Here is an 18,874-nt window from a genome sequence, read left to right as displayed (position 1 = left end):
GCTTGATCCGCTCAGTCGCCTTCATTCCCGAGTATTCGCTGCGCCGGATAGCTGCTTCGCTTGTAGCCGCGCTTGCGTGCGGCTGACAAGCGGTCGGTCGTGCGGGTCGCGGCCGGGGCCGCTCCTACGAAACCGATGGCTGCGTGGCGTCTGGCGTCTGGCGTCTGGCGTCTGGCGTCTGCAGCATAGGGTGCTCTGATTGAGCACGCTCAGTCGTCGGAACGACTGGTTGCCGCTGCACGCCCCGCATCGCTGACATCGCCCAGCTCCCACAGCACTGCAGTGGCGTAGCAGCCCGGTGGCAGCGCGAATTCCACCTGCAAGGTCTGCTCGTCCAGCCAGCGATACTGCAGCTCTTGTGGACGCAGGCGCAGCGCGCGGCGCTCCTGTTTCAATTCGGCAGCTTCCAGTCCCTGGCGCAACGCCTCCGATTGCGGATCCGCTAACGCGCCCTGCTCCACCGCGGCGGCCTGAGCGGTGGAACGCAGTTCGCCCACGCCCCACAACGGACCGCTCGGATGGATGTCGAAGCGTGCCAGCCGCTCGGCCAACACCTCGCTCCACGGCTCGGGGCCGAATACGCTACGAGAGCCATCCAGCATCCACGCTTCGCCATCCAGCGCCGCATCCCAGCTGCCCTGCTCCACGCGTGCGCTCAGCACGCGATTGAACAGCGACGAGCGCGCCGCAGATAGCAGGATCGAGCGTTGATCGTTACGCAGACGGCGCTTGGGGGCCGGCACCAGCGTGCCGTCGGCCTCCTGCAGGTAACCGAACATCGCCAGCGCAGACGCCACATTGCCGCCATCGCGACCGAAGCGCTGTTCGCCAAACCAGTTGGGGATGCCGCGCGCGGCGATTGCCTGCAAGCGTTGCTCGATGGCGTCGCGCTCGCCCTGCACCTGACGCAACGTCAGCACGAAGCGATTGCCCAGCAGCGCGCCGCGTTGCAGCTTGCGGTTATGCCAGGTGCTGTGGACCACCTGCATCTGCGCATCGTCGAGCGTGGCAAGGTCCGGCGCGATGCGCTTGGGCAGGTGCACACTGAAACGTTGCGTGGTCACCGCATGGCGATCCTTCAGCCCTGCATAGCTGACGCCCATCTCCGCGATGCCCGCCCATTTCGCAAGGTGTTTAGCGATGTAAGCCGTGTTCTGCCCACGCTTGCGAATGGTGAGCAACAGATGCTCGCCTTCGCCAGAGGGCTCGAACGACGGCAACTCATCGACCTGGAAATCTTCCGGCGTGCTGCGCATTGCCGCGCTGAGGACCGCTGCGCCATGCGCGCGCGGAAGGGAGGAGGTCTCGCTCATGCTGTGGTTCGCCTTCGCGCCGACGGATCGTGCGCTGTTTGCCGAGCTCTCGGCGCGGAATGTCGTGGTGCATGCCAAAAACCCGGCATGCAGGAGTGCGTTGTCGAGCAGCTAACAAAACCGCGGCGCTCACCGCCAGCCGGATGCGGCCGGTACTCGGTACGGCATGTACGACTCGTACACTGCAGTTGCGAGCGCGCCGCCCACATCCACCTGACGACCGCTCGCTATGTGTGTTAGCCGCGCTTAGAGCGCGATCTTGCCCAGCAGCACCGCAGCCTGCGCGGCGATACCTTCGCCACGACCGGTAAAGCCGAGCTTCTCGCTGGTTGTTGCCTTGACGCTGACCGCATCAAGCTCGATGCCCAGCAGCCCGGCAATGCGTTCGCGCATGGCCAGCGCATGCGGGCCAACCTTGGGCCGCTCGCAGATCACGGTGATATCGGCATTGCCGACACGCCAGCCACGCTCGCGCAGCAATTGATCGCAGTGCTGCAGAAACTGTGCGCTGTCGGCATCCTTCCAGCGCTCATCCGAGGGCGGGAAATGCCGACCGATATCGCCCAGCGCCAAGGCGCCCAGCATGGCATCGCAGAGCGCGTGCAACACCACATCGCCGTCGCTGTGCGCAAGCACGCCGTGGCTATGTGCGACACGCACGCCGCCAAGCATCACATGGTCGCCATCGCCAAACGCATGTACGTCGTAGCCCTGGCCGATTCGGAAATTGAAGGACATGGAAAACCCGTGGTGATTAAGAGGCGTCGCTGCCGTCGCTGGCAACGACACCCAGCCCGGCATCGCTGCGCGCGGGTGGCGCAACCTCGTAGGACGCAGCGGCCGGATCGGCGTCTACCGCAACGCCGCGGCGTACAAGTTCGAACTCGAAGCGTGCCATATCCGCCGGCGTGGTGACCTTGAAATTGTCCTCGGCGCCTTCCACCAGCAACGGGCGCAACCCAAGTCGCTCCATCGCCATGGCCTCGTCGGTGACGTCGACGCCGGCAGCCGACGCGTCGGTGAGACCACGGATCAGCTGATGCCGCCGAAACAGCTGCGGTGTCAGCGCGCGCCACAGGCGCTCGCGTGGTTCGGTGCCATCGATACCGCCGTCGTCGCCGGCACGTTTAAGCGTGTCGCGCACCGGTGCGGCCAGGATCGCGCCGACCGGGTCGCCACGGCCGATTTCCAACAGCCGGTCCAGATCTGCCAATGCCAGATTCGGACGCGCGGCGTCGTGCACCAGCACGAAGTCGTCCGCACGCACGCTCTCCGGCAGGGCCAGCAAGCCGGCCAGCACCGAGGCTGCGCGTGTGGCACCGCCAACGCAGGTCAACACCGGCTTGGACTGCACCGCCGTCCAGCCCGGCCAGTCGGCATCGCCCGGCGCAATCGCCACCAGGATGCCGGCGACCGCCGGATGCGCGGCCAGCGCTGCCAGGGTGTAGGCCATCAGCGGTTGGCCCGCTGCTGGCAGGTATTGTTTGGGAAGCGCACCGCCAAACCGCGTGCCGCGCCCTGCGGCCGGCACGATGGCCCAGATCGAGCCGGTCATGGATGCTGTTCCGTCGCAGATGCGGGCTCGGACGTGGCCGGCGCGGGCGCAGGTTCAGTCGTTGCGGCAGGCAGCAGCGGCGCATCTTCGACCACGCGATAGAACGTCTCGCCCGGTTTGATCATGCCCAGCTCGCTGCGTGCGCGCTCTTCGATTGCCGCCTCGCCGTCCTTCAAATCCTTCACCTCTGCTGCCAACGCCTGGTTGCGTTGGCGCAGACCTTCGTTGTCCTGTGTCTGATGCGCGACCTGGGCTTCCAGCATCATGACTTCACCGGAATTCCCAGGCCCGAACCAGAAGCGGTACTGCAGCCAAGCCAGCAGCACCGCCAGCACCAGCAGTAGCCAGCGCCAGTTGCGCACGGCTTATCGCTTGATCGAAACGAACGCGTCGCGGCCGGCGTAACGCGCGCCGGAGCCCAACGCCTGCTCGATGCGCAGCAGTTGGTTGTACTTGGCCACACGGTCGCTGCGGCACAGCGAGCCGGTCTTGATCTGGGTGGCGGTGGTGGCCACGGCGATGTCGGCGATGGTGGTGTCTTCGGTTTCGCCGGAACGGTGCGAGACGATGGACGCGTAGTTGGCTGCGTGCGCCATGGCGATCGCTTCCAGCGTTTCGGTCAGCGTGCCGATCTGGTTGACCTTGATCAGGATCGCGTTGGCGGTGCCCGAGTCGATGCCCTGCTTGAAGATCTTCGGGTTGGTGACGAACAGATCGTCGCCCACCAGCTGCACCTTCTTGCCGACGCGGTCGGTCAGCAACTTCCAGCCGGCCCAGTCGTCTTCGGCCAGGCCGTCTTCGATGCTAATGATCGGGTACTGCGCCACCCAGTCGGCCAGGAAGTCGACGAACTGCTCGCTGCTCAGGCGCTTGTTCTCGCCGACCAGGTTGTACTTGCCGTTGTCGTAGAACTCGCTGGAGGCCACGTCCAGGCCCAGCAGCACGTCTTCGCCGGCGGTGTAACCAGCCTTGCCGATCGCTTCGAGAATGGTGTCCAGCGCTTCGACGTTGCTGCGGAAGTCCGGCGCAAAGCCGCCTTCATCGCCCACCGCCGTGCTCAGGCCGTGGCCCTTGAGCACCGACTTGAGCGAATGGAAGATTTCGGTGCCGGCGCGCAGCGCTTCGGAGAACGAGCTGCAACCGACCGGCAGCACCATGAACTCCTGGAAGTCGACATTATTGTCGGCATGCGCGCCGCCGTTGATGATGTTCATCATCGGTACCGGCAATTGCACATCGGATTCGGTGATGGTGGACAGGTACTGCCACAGCGGCTGCTTGCGCGAGGCGGCAACCGCATGCGCGGCGGCCAGCGACACACCCAGCAGCGCGTTCGCGCCCAGGCGGCCCTTGTTCTCGGTGCCATCCAGGTCGATCAGGCGACGGTCCAGACCCTGCTGGTCGGCCGCGTCGAAATCCTTGAGCGTCTCGGCGATGGTGCCGTTGACGTTGTCCACCGCGTGGCGCACGCCCTTGCCCATGTAACGGGTCTTGTCGCCGTCGCGCAGCTCCACCGCTTCCTTGGTGCCGGTCGAGGCGCCCGAGGGCACGGCCGCGCGGCCGAACGAGCCGTCTGCCAGCGTGACTTCGGCCTCCAGCGTGGGATTGCCGCGGGAATCGAGGATTTCGCGGGCGAGGATCTTGGCGATAGTGGTCATAGGTCGATCGGTTACCAGTAAGGGGGAAGTACACCGGAAACAAGCTGCCGGATTATCGCCGCACACCGGTCCATTGCCAAATCGCATGGGGCCGGATGCGTGCCAGACCGGCAAGACTGCGCGACTAGGCCTTCAGGGCCAGCAGCGACAAACAAAACAGCAGTAGCAAGAGCAGCAGCAACGCCAGGCCCATGGCTGCAGCGCCCGGCTGGCGACGCTGCGAGAACGCGACCGCGCTGGCGACAAGACCGCCCAGCGTGACCAGCGTGCCTACCAACAGCGTGACAAACATTGGAATGCGTGTGGCCTGCATCGCATGGCTGCCGTCGCCCGGCATGCCGATGCTGGCGGTCACCAGGAAGGCCATCACGGCCAGGCAGGCCCATGCCGCGAGCGACAACCCCAATGCCATCCAGCCCCAGGGCCAGTGCCGCCAGTGCCGGCGTTGGCGACGCGCTGCCGCCAACGCCCATGGATCGGAACTCATGCGACGTCGGAACTCATGCGAAGCGCGCGAACCCGTGCTTCTTGGTCACCGCATCCAGCTCCATCAACGTTTCGAGCAGTTCTTCCATGCGGTCCAGCGGCCAGGCATTGGGGCCATCGGACAGCGCCTTGGACGGGTCCGGATGGGTTTCGGCGAACAGGCCGGAAATGCCCACGGCCACCGCAGCGCGCGCCAGCACCGGCACGAACTCGCGCTGACCACCGGAGCTGCTGCCCTGCCCGCCCGGCAACTGCACCGAATGCGTGGCGTCGAACACCACCGGGCAGCCGGTGTCGCGCATGACGCTGAGCGAGCGCATGTCGCTGACCAGATTGTTGTAGCCGAACGAGGCGCCACGCTCGCAGACCATGATCTGCTCGTTGCCGGTCGACTTGGCTTTTTCGACCACCGGCTTCATGTCCCACGGCGCCAGGAACTGACCCTTCTTGATGTTGACCGGCTTGCCGGCGGCGCAGACGTTCTTGATGAAGTCGGTCTGGCGCACCAGAAACGCCGGGGTCTGCAACACGTCGACGACGGCGGCGACTTCGTTCATCGGGGTGTATTCGTGCACGTCGGTGAGCACCGGCACGCCGATCTGCTTTTTCACCGCGTCCAGCACCTTCAAGCCTTCTTCCAGGCCGGGGCCGCGGAAGCTGGTGCCCGAGGTGCGGTTGGCCTTGTCGAAGCTCGACTTGAAGATGAAGTTGACCCCGAGCTTGCCGGTGATCTCCTTGAGCTTGCCGGCGACGTCGAGCTGCAACTGCATCGACTCGATCACGCACGGGCCTGCAATCAGGAACAGCGGCTGGTCGAGGCCGACTTCAAAGTCACACAGTTTCATCAGGTCACCTTAGTTCGATTGAAGCCTCTCTCCGGTCGGGAGAGAGGCTGGGGTGCGGGTAAGGTTGCGAAGCGCTTGCGAAGCCCGATGGTTGGCCCTGGCTGCGTGTGGCGACGCGTTCATCAGGACCGCCATCTTCCGGTGTGTTGCGGCGCTCCGGCGCTTGGCGCCACCTTCTCCCGAGGGGAGAAGGCACTGCTCACGCACGCGCTTCCTTCAGCAGCTTGCCGCCGGCCTTCTTCTCGCGCGCGGCGCGCACGAAGCCGATGAACAACGGGTGGCCATCGCGCGGGGTAGACAGGAACTCCGGATGCGCCTGGCAGGCCAGGAACCAGGGGTGTGCATCGCGCGACAGCTCGACCACTTCCACCAGCGTGTCGTCCATCGACTTGCCGGAGATCACTAGGCCGGCATCTTCCAGCTGGGTACGGTAGCGGTTGTTGAACTCGTAGCGATGGCGATGACGCTCGGCCACCACGTCCTTGCCATACACCTCGCGCGCCAGCGTGCCCGGCTTGAGCCGTTGCTCCTGCAAGCCCAGCCGCATGGTGCCGCCCAGATCGGATTTTTCGTCGCGCTTTTCGACTTCACCGGTGGCGGTGCGCCATTCGGTGATCAGGCCGATCACCGGATGCGGCGACTGGCGATCGTTTTCGGTGCTGTTGGCCGCATCCAGATCGGCGACATGGCGTGCATAGTCCACCACCGCTGCCTGCATGCCGTAGCAGATGCCGAAATACGGCACCTTGTGCTCACGCGCGAACTTGGAGGTCTGCACCTTGCCTTCGAACCCGCGATCGCCGAAGCCGCCCGGCACCAGAATGCCGTCGATGTCCTGCAAGGCCGCCATGTCGCTGCCTTCCAGATCCTGCGCTTCCAGCCACTTCAAGTTGACCTTGGTGCGCTGGCGCAGACCGCCGTGACGCAGCGCTTCGGCTACCGACTTGTAGGCGTCCTGGTGATCGACGTACTTGCCGACCACCGCAATGGTGACTTCGTCGAGCGGATGCTTGACCGCATCCACCACCGCCGCCCATTCGGACAGATCGGCTGCGGCGACCTTGTCGCGCAGCTTGAACTGGTCGATGACCAGCTCGTCCAGGCCCTGGCGCAGCAATTCCAACGGCATGCCGTAGAGCACGTCGATGTCCGGGCAGCTGATCACCGCGCGCTCGGAGACGTTGGTGAACAAGGCGATCTTGCGACGCTCCGAATCCGGCACCGCCTGCTCGGAGCGGCACAGCAGCACGTCCGGCTGGATGCCGATCGAGCGCAGTTCCTTGACCGAGTGCTGGGTCGGCTTGGTCTTCAATTCACCGGCCGCGGCGATGTACGGCACCAGGGTGAGGTGCATGAACATGGCTTTTTCCGCGCCGCGCTCGGTGCGGACCTGGCGAATGGCTTCCAGGAACGGCAGCGATTCGATATCGCCGACGGTGCCACCGATCTCGATCAGCGCCACATCGAAGCCGGCCGTGGCCTCGTCGATGCAACGGCGGATTTCGTCGGTGATGTGCGGGATCACCTGCACGGTGGCGCCCAGGTAATCGCCGCGGCGCTCCTTGCGGATCACGTTCTCGTAGATCCGGCCGGTGGTGACCGAATTCTTGCGCGACAGCCGGGTGCGCACGTAGCGCTCGTAGTGGCCCAGGTCCAGGTCGGTTTCGGCACCGTCGTCGGTGACGTAGACCTCGCCATGCTGGAACGGGCTCATCGTGCCCGGGTCCACATTGATGTACGGATCCAGCTTCATCATCGTGACCTTGAGGCCACGCGCTTCCAGAATGGAGGCAAGCGAAGCGGCGGCAATGCCCTTGCCTAACGAGGACACTACGCCGCCGGTAACAAAAATCAGGGGGGTCATGGGGCTTGAAGCCTCCCGGAAAGCCATAGTTTAGCGGGTGACGGGCGAATGCCCAAGGGTTGTGTGACGCCCGGGGCGTCGCACGCGGCAAATGCGCGCCACGGCGCGCAAATGCAGACGCCCCGGCCGAAGCCAGGGCGTCCGTGGAACACGTCGCGCTGCGCAGATGCGTCAGCGTGCGGGCTTCTCTTCTTCCTCTTCCTCACGCGGCGCGTTGTCGGCCTTGGGCTTCTGCGCGGCAGCGGCGGCGCGGCGCTCGGCCTTGCGCTCAGCTTCGGTCTTGGCCTTGGCATCGTCGGCCTTTTGTGCGGTGGCGCCCTGCCCGGTCTGCTGCGGAGCCGCCTGGGCCAGGGCAGGAAGTGCTGCGACCGCGGCCGCACCGAGGGTGAGCATCAGGATGTGCTTGAACTTCATGGCGTCCTCTTTGGCGTCGGTGACATCCTCAGGTGGGGACGTTTGGTTCCGAAACCAACGCCAGGGTAGCCAGTGGTACCCGGCCGCGCACTGAATGCCGGTCGCGTGCAAAAAAACGCCCCAGCCGCCACACTTGTGCGTCGTTTCACGTGCCAGCGAGATGCATGAACACCCGTTATAACGCCGCCGATATTGAAGTGCTGTCGGGCCTGGACCCGGTCAAACGCCGCCCGGGCATGTATACCGACACCGCGCGCCCGAACCATCTGGCGCAGGAGGTGATCGACAACTCCGTCGATGAAGCGCTGGCCGGCCACGCCCGGCAGGTCGAAGTCACCTTGTATAAGGACGGCAGCTGCGAAGTGTCCGATGACGGGCGCGGCATGCCGGTGGACATGCATCCGGAAGAGAAGATTCCCGGTGTCGAACTGATCCTGACCCGCCTGCACGCTGGCGGCAAGTTCAATAACCGCAACTACACCTTCTCTGGCGGCCTGCACGGCGTTGGCGTGAGCGTGGTCAATGCGCTCTCGACCAAGGTCGAGCTGTTCATCAAGCGCGAAGGCAGCGAGCACCGCATGGAGTTCCACGACGGCATCGCCGCCTCCAAGCTGGAGGTCGTCGGCACGGTCGGCAAGAAGAACACAGGCACGCGGCTGCGCTTCTGGGCCGACCCGAAGTACTTCGACACCCCCAAATTCAATGTGCGTGCGCTGCGCCATCTGCTGCGCGCCAAGGCGGTGCTGTGCCCTGGCCTGACCGTCAAGCTACATGACGAGGCCACCGGCGAGCAGGACAGCTGGTACTTCGAAAACGGCCTGCGCGATTATTTGAAGGGCGAGATGGCCGAGCACGAGATGCTGCCGGCCGACCTGTTCGCAGGCAGCCTGAAGAAAGACACCGAGATCGTCGACTGGGCCGCCGCCTGGGTACCCGAAGGCGAACTGGTGCAGGAAAGCTACGTCAACCTGATCCCGACCGCGCAGCACGGCACCCACGTCAACGGCCTGCGTTCGGGCCTGACCGATGCGCTGCGCGAGTTCTGCGACTTCCGCAATCTGCTGCCGCGCGGCGTCAAGCTGGCGCCGGAAGACGTGTGGGACCGGGTCACCTTTGTGCTCAGCCTGAAGATGACCGACCCGCAGTTCTCCGGGCAGACCAAGGAGCGGCTGTCCTCACGCCAGGCGGCCGGCTTTATCGAAGGCGCCGCGCACGATGCCTTCAGCCTGTATCTCAATCAGAACGTGGACATCGGCGAGAAGATCGCGCAGATCGCCATCGACCGCGCCAGTGCGCGGCTGAAGACCGAAAAGCAGATCGTCCGCAAGAAGGTCACCCAGGGCCCCGCCCTGCCCGGCAAGCTGGCCGACTGCATCAGCCAGGACCTGTCGCGCACCGAACTGTTCCTGGTCGAAGGCGACTCGGCCGGCGGCTCGGCCAAGCAGGCGCGCGACAAGGATTTCCAGGCGATCCTGCCGCTGCGCGGCAAGATCCTCAACACCTGGGAAGTGGCATCGGGCAGCGTGCTGGCGTCCGAAGAAGTGCACAACCTGGCTATTGCGATTGGCTGCGACCCGGGCAAGGACGACATCACTGGGCTGCGCTACGGCAAGGTGGTGATCCTGGCCGATGCGGACTCCGACGGCCTGCATATCGCCACGTTGTTGACGGCACTGTTCCTGCAGCATTTCCCCGCGCTCGTGGCCGCCGGACATGTGTTCGTGGCGATGCCGCCGCTGTTCCGCGTGGACGTGGGCAAGCAGGTGTTCTACGCACTGGACGAAGAAGAAAAGACCACGCTGCTGGACAAGATCGCGCGCGAGAAAATGAAGGGCCAGATCAGCGTCACCCGCTTCAAGGGCCTGGGCGAGATGAACCCGCAGCAGCTGCGCGAATCCACCATCCATCCGGACACGCGCCGGCTGGTGCAGTTGACCATCGACGACGGCGAACAGACCCGCTCGTTGATGGACATGCTGCTGGCGAAAAAACGCGCGGGCGACCGCAAGCAGTGGCTGGAAACCAAGGGCGACCTGGCGTCGCTGGAAGTCTAAAGCCCTGCAAAAAACGCCCTCTCTCAACACAGAGAGGGCAACGTACACGCGTGCGCTTCTTGCACGCGTGTACGTGGTTAAGCGCCCTCTCTCAGCGTAGAGAGGACGCAGCACACGCCCTTACTAGTGGCGCGCGTGCGCGGCGCCAAGCGCCTTGCCGCATGCATGGTTGCGCAGGCACAGCAGATACAGCGATGATCGTGTGCGGTACTGACTTTCGCCACCTACCGGCAGCGATCCGTCTGTTTGAACTGCAACGTATCGCGTTGAAAGACCAGTGCGTGCTGACGAGCTGGTCAACACAACCTCAACGCACGCCCGGCAACACCTGCGTTGCACCGGTCACCAGACCGCAGGCGTGGTCCTGCACCTCTTCGCCACTTGCACGGTTACCGCTGCGTGCATCCTGCCGCGTCGCCAGTAGAACGAATCCCGGTCGCCCGTCCTGCAGTTGCACGCCGGCGACCACCAGCGAGTAATCGCGCAAGCTGGCATCGGCGGGAAGCGCGTCTGCGAGCAGGCGAATCGGATCTTGCTCCAGCGCATCGCCTTCCAGCGTCCTGGCCAGATACACATGACCCAGCAGCGGCTCGGCCAGAGCACGCCATTCCGGGACGATCTCAGTGCGCTGACGCTGCAGCGCTGCGTATACGTCCGGACGCAGGCAATCGATGTGGATATGCAGTTGCTCCTGCGAGCGCCCGTGCGGCGAGTTCAACGCGAGGCTTACGTATTTCCTTGGCAGCGGACGTTGCAGCGCCTGCGCCACGAAGCTGCGCGCATCCCAGGCAGTGGCGAAATAATTCGGCGCGTCGGCGCGCAGCAACGCGGGGTCTTCGATTCCGCTGACTCGCACGCTGGGCACCAACAAATACTGGAAGCTGCCGTGACGGTCTTTCAACAGCACCGCCCGGCGCGCCGGATCCGACCACACCGCGACGCAGTCGGGCGGCCGCGGCGCCTCTGCCAGGCATCGGGTCGAGACGATGCGCCACAACGCATCCGGGTCGCTGGTATGGCGTACCGGTGCAGGTGGCGCTGCCGCACAGCCAGCCAACAGCAGCAACACGGCACACGCATGTCGAAGGGCGCCAGGCCTCATCTGCAGCTCGATCACCAGGGCGCGCCATGATAGCGACCCGCTCGGAATCGGTCAGCGCGACAGGCATGCCTTTTTGCACATCCACCGCGCGGTGCCGCAGCCTAGCATCGGCGCTCTTCCGTTCGACTGCCGATTGCCCATGCCCTCCTTGTTCCGTACAGGCCTGCTGGCCTGCCTGCTGTTCGGCGTCCCGGCATTCGCCGCCGCGCAGGACAGCAAGACCGATTCCAAGCCCGACGCCAAGGCCGATACCGCTGCGAGCAAACCCGCACCGCTGCCGGCCGATGTCAGCGTGCGCCAAAGTACGCGCCTTGCCGGGCGAACGCTGAGTTACACCGCCACCGTCGGCACGCTGCCGGTGCGCGATGCGCAGGGCAAGACTACCGGCGAGGTGGTGTTCACCGCCTACACCGTGGACGGCAAGGACCGCCCGGTGACCTTTGCCTTGAACGGCGGACCAGGCGCGGCGTCGGTGTATCTGAACATGGGTGCGATCGGGCCGAAGGTGGTCGGGTTCGGCGCCGAGGGCGACAGCGCATCTGCGCCGGCGACCTTGCGCGACAATCCGGGCACCTGGCTGGACTTCACCGACCTGGTGTTCATCGACCCGGTCGGCACCGGCTTCAGCCGCGCACTGATCGGCGATGAGGAAGCCAAGAAGCAGTTCTACAACCCGCAGGCCGACGTCGAATATCTCTCGCGCGTGATCTACGACTGGCTGCTGAAGAATCGCCGCCTGCAGACGCGCAAGTATCTGGTCGGCGAAAGCTATGGCGGTTTCCGCGGCCCGCGCATCACCCAGTATCTGCAGACCCGCCTTGGCGTAGCGATGAGCGGCGTGGTGCTGGTCTCGCCGTTCCTCAACCCGACCCTGGACGACAACAGCGACGTCTCGCCGCTGGCGTGGATGCTGACACTGCCCTCGATCGCCGCTGCACATCTGGAACGCCAGGGCCAACTCAGCGACAGCGCGATGCGCCAGGTAATCGACTACACCCGCAGCGACTACGCGGTGGCGCTGATGAAGGGCCGCACCGATCCGCAGGCCACCGAGGCGATGCTGCAACAGGTCACCCGCATGACCGGGCTAGACCCGGCCTATGTGCGCCGCTCCGGTGGACGCCTGGAAACCCAGGCGTATCTACGCGAAGTGTTTCGCGACAAGGGCGAGCTGGGCAGCCGCTACGACGCCAACGTGACCGCCTTCGACCCGTTCCCCAACGACCCCACGCAGCGCGCCAGCGACCCGCTGCTGGACAGCATCATCGCCCCGACCACCACCGCGATGGTGGACTTCGTCACCCGGATCGTCGGCTGGAAAGTCGATGCCCGCTATCAGGCGATCAATTACGAGGTGAATACGGCGTGGGAATGGGGCGATGAGCTGCGCAAGGGCGCGGTGACGCAGCTGCGTCAGTCCGTGGCAATCGACCCCAAGCTGCGGGTGCTGATCGCACATGGCTGGAACGATCTCTCCTGCCCGTTCATGGGCTCGGTGCTCACCGTGGATCAGATGCCGGCGATGGGCGACCCCAACCGCGTGCAGGTACACGAATATCCGGGCGGCCACATGTTCTACAACCGCGCCGATAGCCAGGCCGCGTTCCGTCGTGACGTCAAGGCGATGTACGAAACGCGCTGAGCGCATGCAGTGCCGGGCGTGCGACTTACGCCCGGCGATGGAGCAACCGCGTCGTGACGCTTTAGACCGCGCCAGGCGAGGTCGCTTTCACGTTCCAGCCCATCCATTGGTAAAGCCGATACCGCGCGATGCCCAGGTATTCATGCAAGGCGACATCGGCCAGGGTGAAGTTGTAGCTCTGCGGCAGGATCGACCAGGACGCGGTCAGCCAGTCGGCGCGCACCGGGATGGCATCGATCCCGAAGTGGCGGAAGTACAGCTCGGCGCGGCGCAGATGCGTGGCAGAGGACACCAGCACGACGCGATCGGGCCGGTGCGCGCGCAGCAACGGCTGACTGAATTGCGCGTTCTGCCAGGTATTCATGCTGGACGGCTCCATGATCAGGTCCGCCCGATCGATCCCCAGCCCGATCAACACGCGCTGATACACCACCGCCTCCGACAGGCCCAGGCCGCGTGCGTCGCCGCCGCTGATCTCGATCTTGCAATCGCCGCCGCTGTGCCGGCATTGCCGATACAGCCGCGCCGATTCGACGATGCGGCCATAGGCGAACATATTGGCCTCGGCCACCGCATCGCGGCCTTGCGGACGCACGGTGCCGGCGCCCAGCAGCACGATGACGTTGCGCGCGCCCCATGCATTGAAATCGTTGAGGCCGGTGTGTTGCAGGTTCTGCAGCATCCACGATGGCAGCGGCCCGCAACCGACCGCGAATACCAGCGCCAGGCTGGCCCCGGCCAGCACGCGCGACAACCGCCGCGATCCGCGACGGTCGATCAACCAGGCCAAGCCGAACAACACGCACACCAGGGCAAGCATCATCGCGGAAGGTTCTCACTCAGGACGCGCAGGCACCCCCGGTCACGGCAGATCCCTTGCGCAATAACGGCGCAGCGTGACGGCGGTGCGTGACCGCACCGCGACATCACATCAGGTCCAGCCAAACAGCTCGAACAGCGTCAGGATCAGATACGCCACACCGCCCGCGGCGGGAATGGTGAGGATCCACGCCCAGACGATGCGCTCGATCACGCCCAGCCGCAGCGAACGCGGGTTCTTGGCAAACCCCACGCCCATGATCGCGGTCGAAATGCTGTGCGTGGTCGACACCGGCATGCCGAAATGCGCAGCCACGGTGAGCACGGTGGCCGAGCTGGTTTCGGCGGCAAAACCGTGGATGGGATGCAGCTTGACCATCTTGTGGCCGAGCGTCTTGATGATCTTCCAGCCACCGGACGCGGTGCCGGCCGCCATCACCACCGCGCAGGTCAGCACGATCCACATCGGGATGCCGTCACCGGCGGCCAGGCCGGTACCCGGATGCAGAAATGCCAGCCAGCTCGGCAGATTGTCCAGCGCACCGGCCGACTGCGCACCGATCAGGGTCATCGCAATGATGCCCATGGTCTTCTGCGCATCGTTATGGCCGTGGGCGTAGCCCATGTACGCGGCCGAGGCGATCTGCGCCTTGCCGAAGAACGCATTGACCCAGCGCGGCCGCGCCAGCCGCCCGATTCGCCCACCGAGCCGCGACATGCCGGCGATGATGGCCCACAGCAGCAGCATCACCACGATACCGAGCAGGAAGCCGGCGATCGGCGAGGTGATCATCGGCACAAACACCTTCCACAACAGGCCCTTGTTCTTGGCCCAGTTGCCGACGCTTTCCGACCAGATCAACGCGTCCCAATTGTTGTGCGCGGCGGCCAGACCGGCGCCGCACAGGCCACCGATCAGCGCATGCGAGGACGACGACGGCAGGCCCTTCCACCAGGTGATCAGGTTCCAGATGATGCCGCCCAGCAGCGCGCACAAAATCACCTGCGGGGTGACTTCGACCACGTTGGTGTTGAGCAGGCCAGACGCAATCGTCAAGGCCACCGCAGTGCCGGTCAGGGCGCCGATCAAATTCATGCCGGCGGCCAGCATCACCGCCCAACCCGGCGACAACACCTTGGTGGCGACAACAGTGGCGATGGAATTGGCGGTGTCGTGGAAGCCGTTGATGAACTCGAACACCAACGCGGCCAGGATCACCACCAGAACAAGGGTAAGCACGCGGCGACCTCAGCTGTTCTTCAATACGATCTGGTACACCACCACCCCTGCCTCGCGGCAACGGTCGATGGCTTTCTCCAGGATCTCGAAGAACTCCTTGAGCAGGAACATCTGCAGCGTGTCCAGGCGGCCGGAATAGATGTCGCGGTACAACTCGAGCATCAGGCGGTCGGCCTCGTTTTCCAGCGTGCGCAGCTTGTCGTTGAGCGCAGTCATGCGATCGATGTTCATCTGCGGCAGGTCGGTGACCATCTCCACCACAACTGCGGCGGCCTGCTCCAGCATCGCCGCGCGCGGAGCGAAGTCGATGTGTTCCAGGTGCTTGGTGGCCAGCGAATAGCGGTCGGCGAATTTTTCGACCTGCTTGGGAATCTTGTACAGCGCCGAGCCCAGCGCTTCGATGTCTTCGCGCTCGATCGGGGTCATGAAGCTGTCGACCAGCGCCTGGCCGATCTTGTCGGAGGCGGCGCGTTCGCGCAGGCGGGCCAGCTTGAAGGCGTCCAGCGCGGGCTGCCGGTCGGACGTGCGCATCATGGCGTGCAACGCCTTGGTGCTGTCGTAGGCGGCCTGCGCCGCTTCGTTCAGAAGCGAATAGAACTGCTTGCCGGAACCGAAGATGGTCTGCAACGAGAACATGGGTGGAGAACTTCCTGCCGTCGAGGGAGAGACGGGCGCCAGGGACGAATTATGACCGTTCCATGACCTGTCTGGGTACATCGGCGCCGCGCACGGCCTTCACATCCGCATTTCCCGGCTCGAATCACCCTGTAATTTGCTAACATGCCTCCGCGCTTTCGGGCGCACCCTATGGAAGACGACCCTATATTTCCCCGTTGCCGCCCCGCCCCTGCGCGCGCCGGCCAACCCCGCGCTTGCCCGCCCTCCCCTTCACTGACCGGGGAAGATGCCCGTGGTTGAGTTTCTGATCGTCATCGCGCTGATCGTGTTGAACGGCTTCTTCGCCATGTCGGAGATGTCGTTGATGACCTCGCGCAAGAGTCGCCTGAAGCAGATGGCCGGCTCCAGCAAGCGCGCCGCGCGGGCACTGGCCTTGGCCGAGAGCCCCGAGAACTTCCTGTCCACGGTCCAGATCGGTATCACCTCGATCGGCATCCTGACCGGCCTGTTCGGCGGCGAAGCCATCGGCGAGGCCATCGGCGAGCGGCTGCAGCTGGCCTTCCCTGCGCTGTCGGCCACCTTCTCGCTGGTCGGCGACCCCAAACCGTATTCGGTGGTGATCGGCAGCACTCTGGCGGTGGCGCTGATCACCTTTCTGACGCTGATCTTCGGCGAGCTGGTGCCCAAGCGGCTGGCATTGCGCAATTCCGAAGATATTGCCGGCTTTGTCGCGGTGCCGATGACCTGGCTGGCCAAGATCGCCGCGCCCGGGGTGTGGGTGCTGGCGCGCTCCACGCGGTTGGTGCTGCGCATGCTGGGCATGGGCAAGGACGAATCGGCATCGATCACCGAAGAAGAGATCCGCATGCTGGTGGCCGAAAGCCACGAAGCCGGCGTGATCGACGCGCACGAGCGCGACATGATGAACCGGGTGATGCGCCTGGGCGACCGCACCGCCGACAGCCTGATGACGCCGCGCAACCGCATCGCCTGGCTGGATGCCAATGCCGAACCGGAACGCAACCTGCAGATGATGCGCGAGCACGAGTTCTCGCGTTACCCGGTGTATCGCGGCAGCGACCAGGACATTGCCGGCGTGCTGGAGGTCAAATCGCTGGTCACGCGCCTGGGCGGGCATGGCGAGCACCTGTTCCAGGCACTGCGCGATACCTTGTTCGTGTCCGAGTCCACGCATGCGATGAAGCTGCTGGAGATCTTTCGCGAAGAACAGCAATCGATGGCGCTGGTGGTCGACGAATACGGCGAAATCCGCGGGCTGGTGACCATCAGCGACCTGATGGGCGCGGTGGTGGGCCGCCTGCAGGCGGTGGAAAACACCGACGAAGACGCCCTGGTGATCACCCGTGCGGATGGCTCGCTGCTGATCGACGGCTCGCTGCCGGTGGAAGAATTGCGCGAAGTACTGGGCGCCGAGCTCCCGGAAGCCGACGAAGGCGATTACCACACGTTGGCCGGGCTGTGCATTTACTACTTCGGGCGCATTCCGCAGGCCGGCGAATTCTTCGATTGGGCCGGCTGGCGCATCGAGATCGTGGATCTGGATGGTGCGCGCGTGGACAAGCTGTTGCTGAGCCGCGTCGGCGACGAGGACAGCGATGACATCGTCGGATAACGGCGCGCCGCCATCCGACGACTCCGGCGGCGAGCAGATGCGCTACCGCAATGAAGGCATCCGCAGTTTGTTGGCGGCCTTCAGCGACGGCGACCCGGAGCAGGTGCTGCGGGTGCGCGAGATTCTGGCCGACCTGCAGCAGAGCGCGTTCGGGGTATTTTTATTTCTGGCGATCCTGCCGTCGTTCATCCCGATTCCGGGCGTGGCCGGTGGCATCAGCGGGCCGCTGACGGTGCTGATCGGAGTGCAGATGATGTGCTGCCTGCGCAAGCCGTGGGTGCCGGCCTTTATCGGCAACCGTGGGCCACGGCGACGCACCAGCCAGCGTTTCGTGGCGAAACTGGCGCCGACGCTGCAGCGGTTGGACCGCCTGCTCAAGCCGCGTTTGCACGGGGTGCTCGATCGGATACCGGCGCAGGTGTTCACCGGGTTGCTGCTGGTGCTGGTCGGCATTTTACTGACGCTGCCGATCCCGTTTACCAACTATCTGTTCGGCTTGATCCTGCTGCTGTTTGCGCTGGCCTTGCTGGAGCGCGACGGCGTGTTGATGCTGGTCGGCTGGGCGGCGGCGCTGGTGTCAATCGCGGTGTTCGGCATCACTTCGGATCAGTTGCTGGATCTGATTCGTGGCTGGTGGCCGGTGGCGTGGCGTTGAGTTCTACCGTCGAGTGCGCGCCGGATTGGGCTTGTTGGCGCTGACGGATCACCTCTGATGCTGGAATGGGTGACACTCTTTCGCTGGCGAACGTTGGTTGGGATGTTCGTTGAACGTCGACGTTACTGGCGGACGTACCCTCACCCCAACCCCTCTCCCGCAGGAGAGGGGCTAAAGCGCTTGGGTTGCGGTGGTGTCGCGTACGCACCATACGGATAACGTTACGTTGTAAGCGAAGCCTTGCGCCATATGGAACCCAGGCGGCCCGTGCGGCGATTGGTTTTCGCCGCCTTTAGAAGGGCCGATCGTCTGGAACGCCCGATCGTCGTACTAAAGCCAAACCTTGGTCATTAGATCGGGACTTGTCGGTTACGTCAGGTCCTGGTGCTCCGATCAGGGCTTGGCGCTTACCTCAGGTCTTGCTTACTTCAGATCGACCACGCGGTTGTCCGAGAGGCTGGCGGTATCGTCGGTGACGGCGGCCATGACGAAATACAGCGCCTTGCCCAGCAGGCCGCTCGGGCCGTCCCAATACTCTGCCGACTCGGCACGTACATGGATCAAGCGCAGGTTGGGGTCGTCCTTGCCGCCGGGGAAAAACACTTTCATTGCCGGCGACCACAACACATCGATCTTGGCGCGGTCGTGCACCACGCGCGCAGTGCCGGCGACCGACACGTAGGTATTCTTGGATGCCGAGGCGTAAGCCACGTTGACGCGTGGGTCGGCAGCGATTTCCGCCACTTTCGGGCTGTCGGCGGCGGTGGCGAACCACAGGTCGCCGTCGAATTCGACTTCCTGCGTGCCCAGCGGGCGGCTCACCAGCTTGCCGTCCGCCGAGACGGTCGTGAACATCGCAATGTCCACGCCGCGAATCAATTCCGCCAACTGCTTGATGCTCTCGCTACGTTCCTGAAGTTGCATGCGTGTGTTCCCAATGGAGATGCATGCATCTGAGCGGATCGACGCGCAAAGC

At 64.7% G+C, this 18,874-nt stretch carries 18 protein-coding genes and 1 other RNA gene; 5 read left to right on the top strand and 14 right to left on the bottom strand.

The genetic code is table 11. The features are described 5' to 3' along the window. Positions 1–209: 209 nt before the first annotated feature. Positions 210–1,313, bottom strand: a complete 1,104-nt coding sequence (gene truD, locus RQH86_RS02305) for a tRNA pseudouridine(13) synthase TruD (RefSeq protein ID WP_311238433.1) — start codon at positions 1,311–1,313, stop codon at positions 210–212. A gap of 166 nt (positions 1,314–1,479) precedes the next feature. Here truD and RQH86_RS02300 point away from each other — a divergent pair. Continuing rightward, positions 1,480–1,555: non-coding RNA, sX9 sRNA (locus RQH86_RS02300), on the top strand. Between the two features lie 4 nt (positions 1,556–1,559). Here the strand turns inward: RQH86_RS02300 and ispF are convergent. From ispF to RQH86_RS02260, 8 genes are all read right to left on the bottom strand, one after another. Continuing rightward, positions 1,560–2,051, bottom strand: a complete 492-nt coding sequence (ispF, locus tag RQH86_RS02295; protein WP_311238434.1) for a 2-C-methyl-D-erythritol 2,4-cyclodiphosphate synthase — start codon at positions 2,049–2,051, stop codon at positions 1,560–1,562. 16 nt (positions 2,052–2,067) lie between these two features. Then, entirely contained in the window at positions 2,068–2,868 is an 801-nt protein-coding gene (ispD, locus tag RQH86_RS02290; RefSeq protein ID WP_311238435.1) for a 2-C-methyl-D-erythritol 4-phosphate cytidylyltransferase, read from the bottom strand. Further along, positions 2,865–3,230: a cell division protein FtsB gene (ftsB, locus tag RQH86_RS02285; RefSeq protein WP_115511963.1), complete on the bottom strand. Its 366-nt coding sequence runs from the start codon at positions 3,228–3,230 to the stop codon at positions 2,865–2,867. Before ftsB ends, ispD begins: the two co-directional genes overlap by 4 nt. Before the next feature lie 3 nt (positions 3,231–3,233). Next, a complete protein-coding gene (gene eno, locus RQH86_RS02280) occupies positions 3,234–4,526 on the bottom strand; it encodes a phosphopyruvate hydratase (protein WP_311238436.1) in 1,293 nt (430 codons plus the stop codon). Between the two features lie 124 nt (positions 4,527–4,650). After that, on the bottom strand, positions 4,651–5,013 hold the full coding sequence (locus RQH86_RS02275; RefSeq protein WP_311238437.1) for a hypothetical protein: 363 nt from the start codon (positions 5,011–5,013) through the stop codon (positions 4,651–4,653). 13 nt (positions 5,014–5,026) lie between these two features. Beyond that, the gene (gene kdsA, locus RQH86_RS02270) at positions 5,027–5,857 is read right to left on the bottom strand and encodes a 3-deoxy-8-phosphooctulonate synthase (RefSeq protein ID WP_005992423.1); all 831 of its coding nucleotides are present in this window, start codon (positions 5,855–5,857) and stop codon (positions 5,027–5,029) included. 199 nt (positions 5,858–6,056) lie between these two features. Further along, a complete protein-coding gene (locus RQH86_RS02265) occupies positions 6,057–7,721 on the bottom strand; it encodes a CTP synthase (protein WP_055844331.1) in 1,665 nt (554 codons plus the stop codon). A 171-nt stretch (positions 7,722–7,892) separates the two neighbouring features. Next, complete coding sequence (locus RQH86_RS02260) at positions 7,893–8,135, bottom strand: hypothetical protein (RefSeq protein WP_311238438.1); 243 nt, start codon at positions 8,133–8,135, stop codon at positions 7,893–7,895. A gap of 164 nt (positions 8,136–8,299) precedes the next feature. On the opposite strand from RQH86_RS02260, the gene parE reads away from it, so the two are divergent. After that, positions 8,300–10,189: a DNA topoisomerase IV subunit B gene (parE, locus tag RQH86_RS02255; RefSeq protein WP_055844337.1), complete on the top strand. Its 1,890-nt coding sequence runs from the start codon at positions 8,300–8,302 to the stop codon at positions 10,187–10,189. A gap of 307 nt (positions 10,190–10,496) precedes the next feature. On the opposite strand, the gene RQH86_RS02250 is transcribed toward parE, so the two are convergent. Continuing rightward, a complete protein-coding gene (locus tag RQH86_RS02250) occupies positions 10,497–11,291 on the bottom strand; it encodes a CDP-diacylglycerol diphosphatase (protein ID WP_311238439.1) in 795 nt (264 codons plus the stop codon). A 139-nt stretch (positions 11,292–11,430) separates the two neighbouring features. On the opposite strand from RQH86_RS02250, the gene RQH86_RS02245 reads away from it, so the two are divergent. Continuing rightward, entirely contained in the window at positions 11,431–12,933 is a 1,503-nt protein-coding gene (locus RQH86_RS02245) for a S10 family peptidase (protein WP_311238440.1), read from the top strand. Positions 12,934–12,994: 61 nt separating this feature from the next. Here RQH86_RS02245 and RQH86_RS02240 read toward each other — a convergent pair whose 3' ends face one another. From RQH86_RS02240 to RQH86_RS02230, 3 genes are all read right to left on the bottom strand, one after another. Then, positions 12,995–13,756 (bottom strand): YdcF family protein, encoded by a 762-nt coding sequence (locus RQH86_RS02240; protein WP_311238441.1) that lies wholly within the window; start codon positions 13,754–13,756, stop codon positions 12,995–12,997. Between the two features lie 108 nt (positions 13,757–13,864). Next, positions 13,865–14,992: an inorganic phosphate transporter gene (locus RQH86_RS02235; protein ID WP_055844347.1), complete on the bottom strand. Its 1,128-nt coding sequence runs from the start codon at positions 14,990–14,992 to the stop codon at positions 13,865–13,867. Between the two features lie 9 nt (positions 14,993–15,001). Beyond that, the gene (locus RQH86_RS02230; RefSeq protein WP_055844350.1) at positions 15,002–15,628 is read right to left on the bottom strand and encodes a DUF47 family protein; all 627 of its coding nucleotides are present in this window, start codon (positions 15,626–15,628) and stop codon (positions 15,002–15,004) included. A 274-nt stretch (positions 15,629–15,902) separates the two neighbouring features. On the opposite strand from RQH86_RS02230, the gene RQH86_RS02225 reads away from it, so the two are divergent. Together RQH86_RS02225 and RQH86_RS02220 are read left to right on the top strand one after the other, a co-directional pair. Continuing rightward, entirely contained in the window at positions 15,903–17,243 is a 1,341-nt protein-coding gene (locus RQH86_RS02225; protein WP_055844353.1) for a hemolysin family protein, read from the top strand. Then, positions 17,227–17,898, top strand: a complete 672-nt coding sequence (locus tag RQH86_RS02220) for an exopolysaccharide biosynthesis protein (protein ID WP_161963636.1) — start codon at positions 17,227–17,229, stop codon at positions 17,896–17,898. The genes RQH86_RS02225 and RQH86_RS02220 overlap by 17 nt, the downstream gene beginning before the upstream one ends. Positions 17,899–18,321: 423 nt before the next feature. On the opposite strand, the gene RQH86_RS02215 is transcribed toward RQH86_RS02220, so the two are convergent. Further along, complete coding sequence (locus RQH86_RS02215) at positions 18,322–18,822, bottom strand: pyridoxamine 5'-phosphate oxidase family protein (RefSeq protein ID WP_311238442.1); 501 nt, start codon at positions 18,820–18,822, stop codon at positions 18,322–18,324. Positions 18,823–18,874 lie beyond the last annotated feature (52 nt).

The organism is Xanthomonas sp. WCS2018Noco2-27 (assembly GCF_031843525.1).
Lineage (GTDB): Bacteria > Pseudomonadota > Gammaproteobacteria > Xanthomonadales > Xanthomonadaceae > Xanthomonas.
This window is presented reverse-complemented; position numbering and strand designations above follow the sequence as displayed.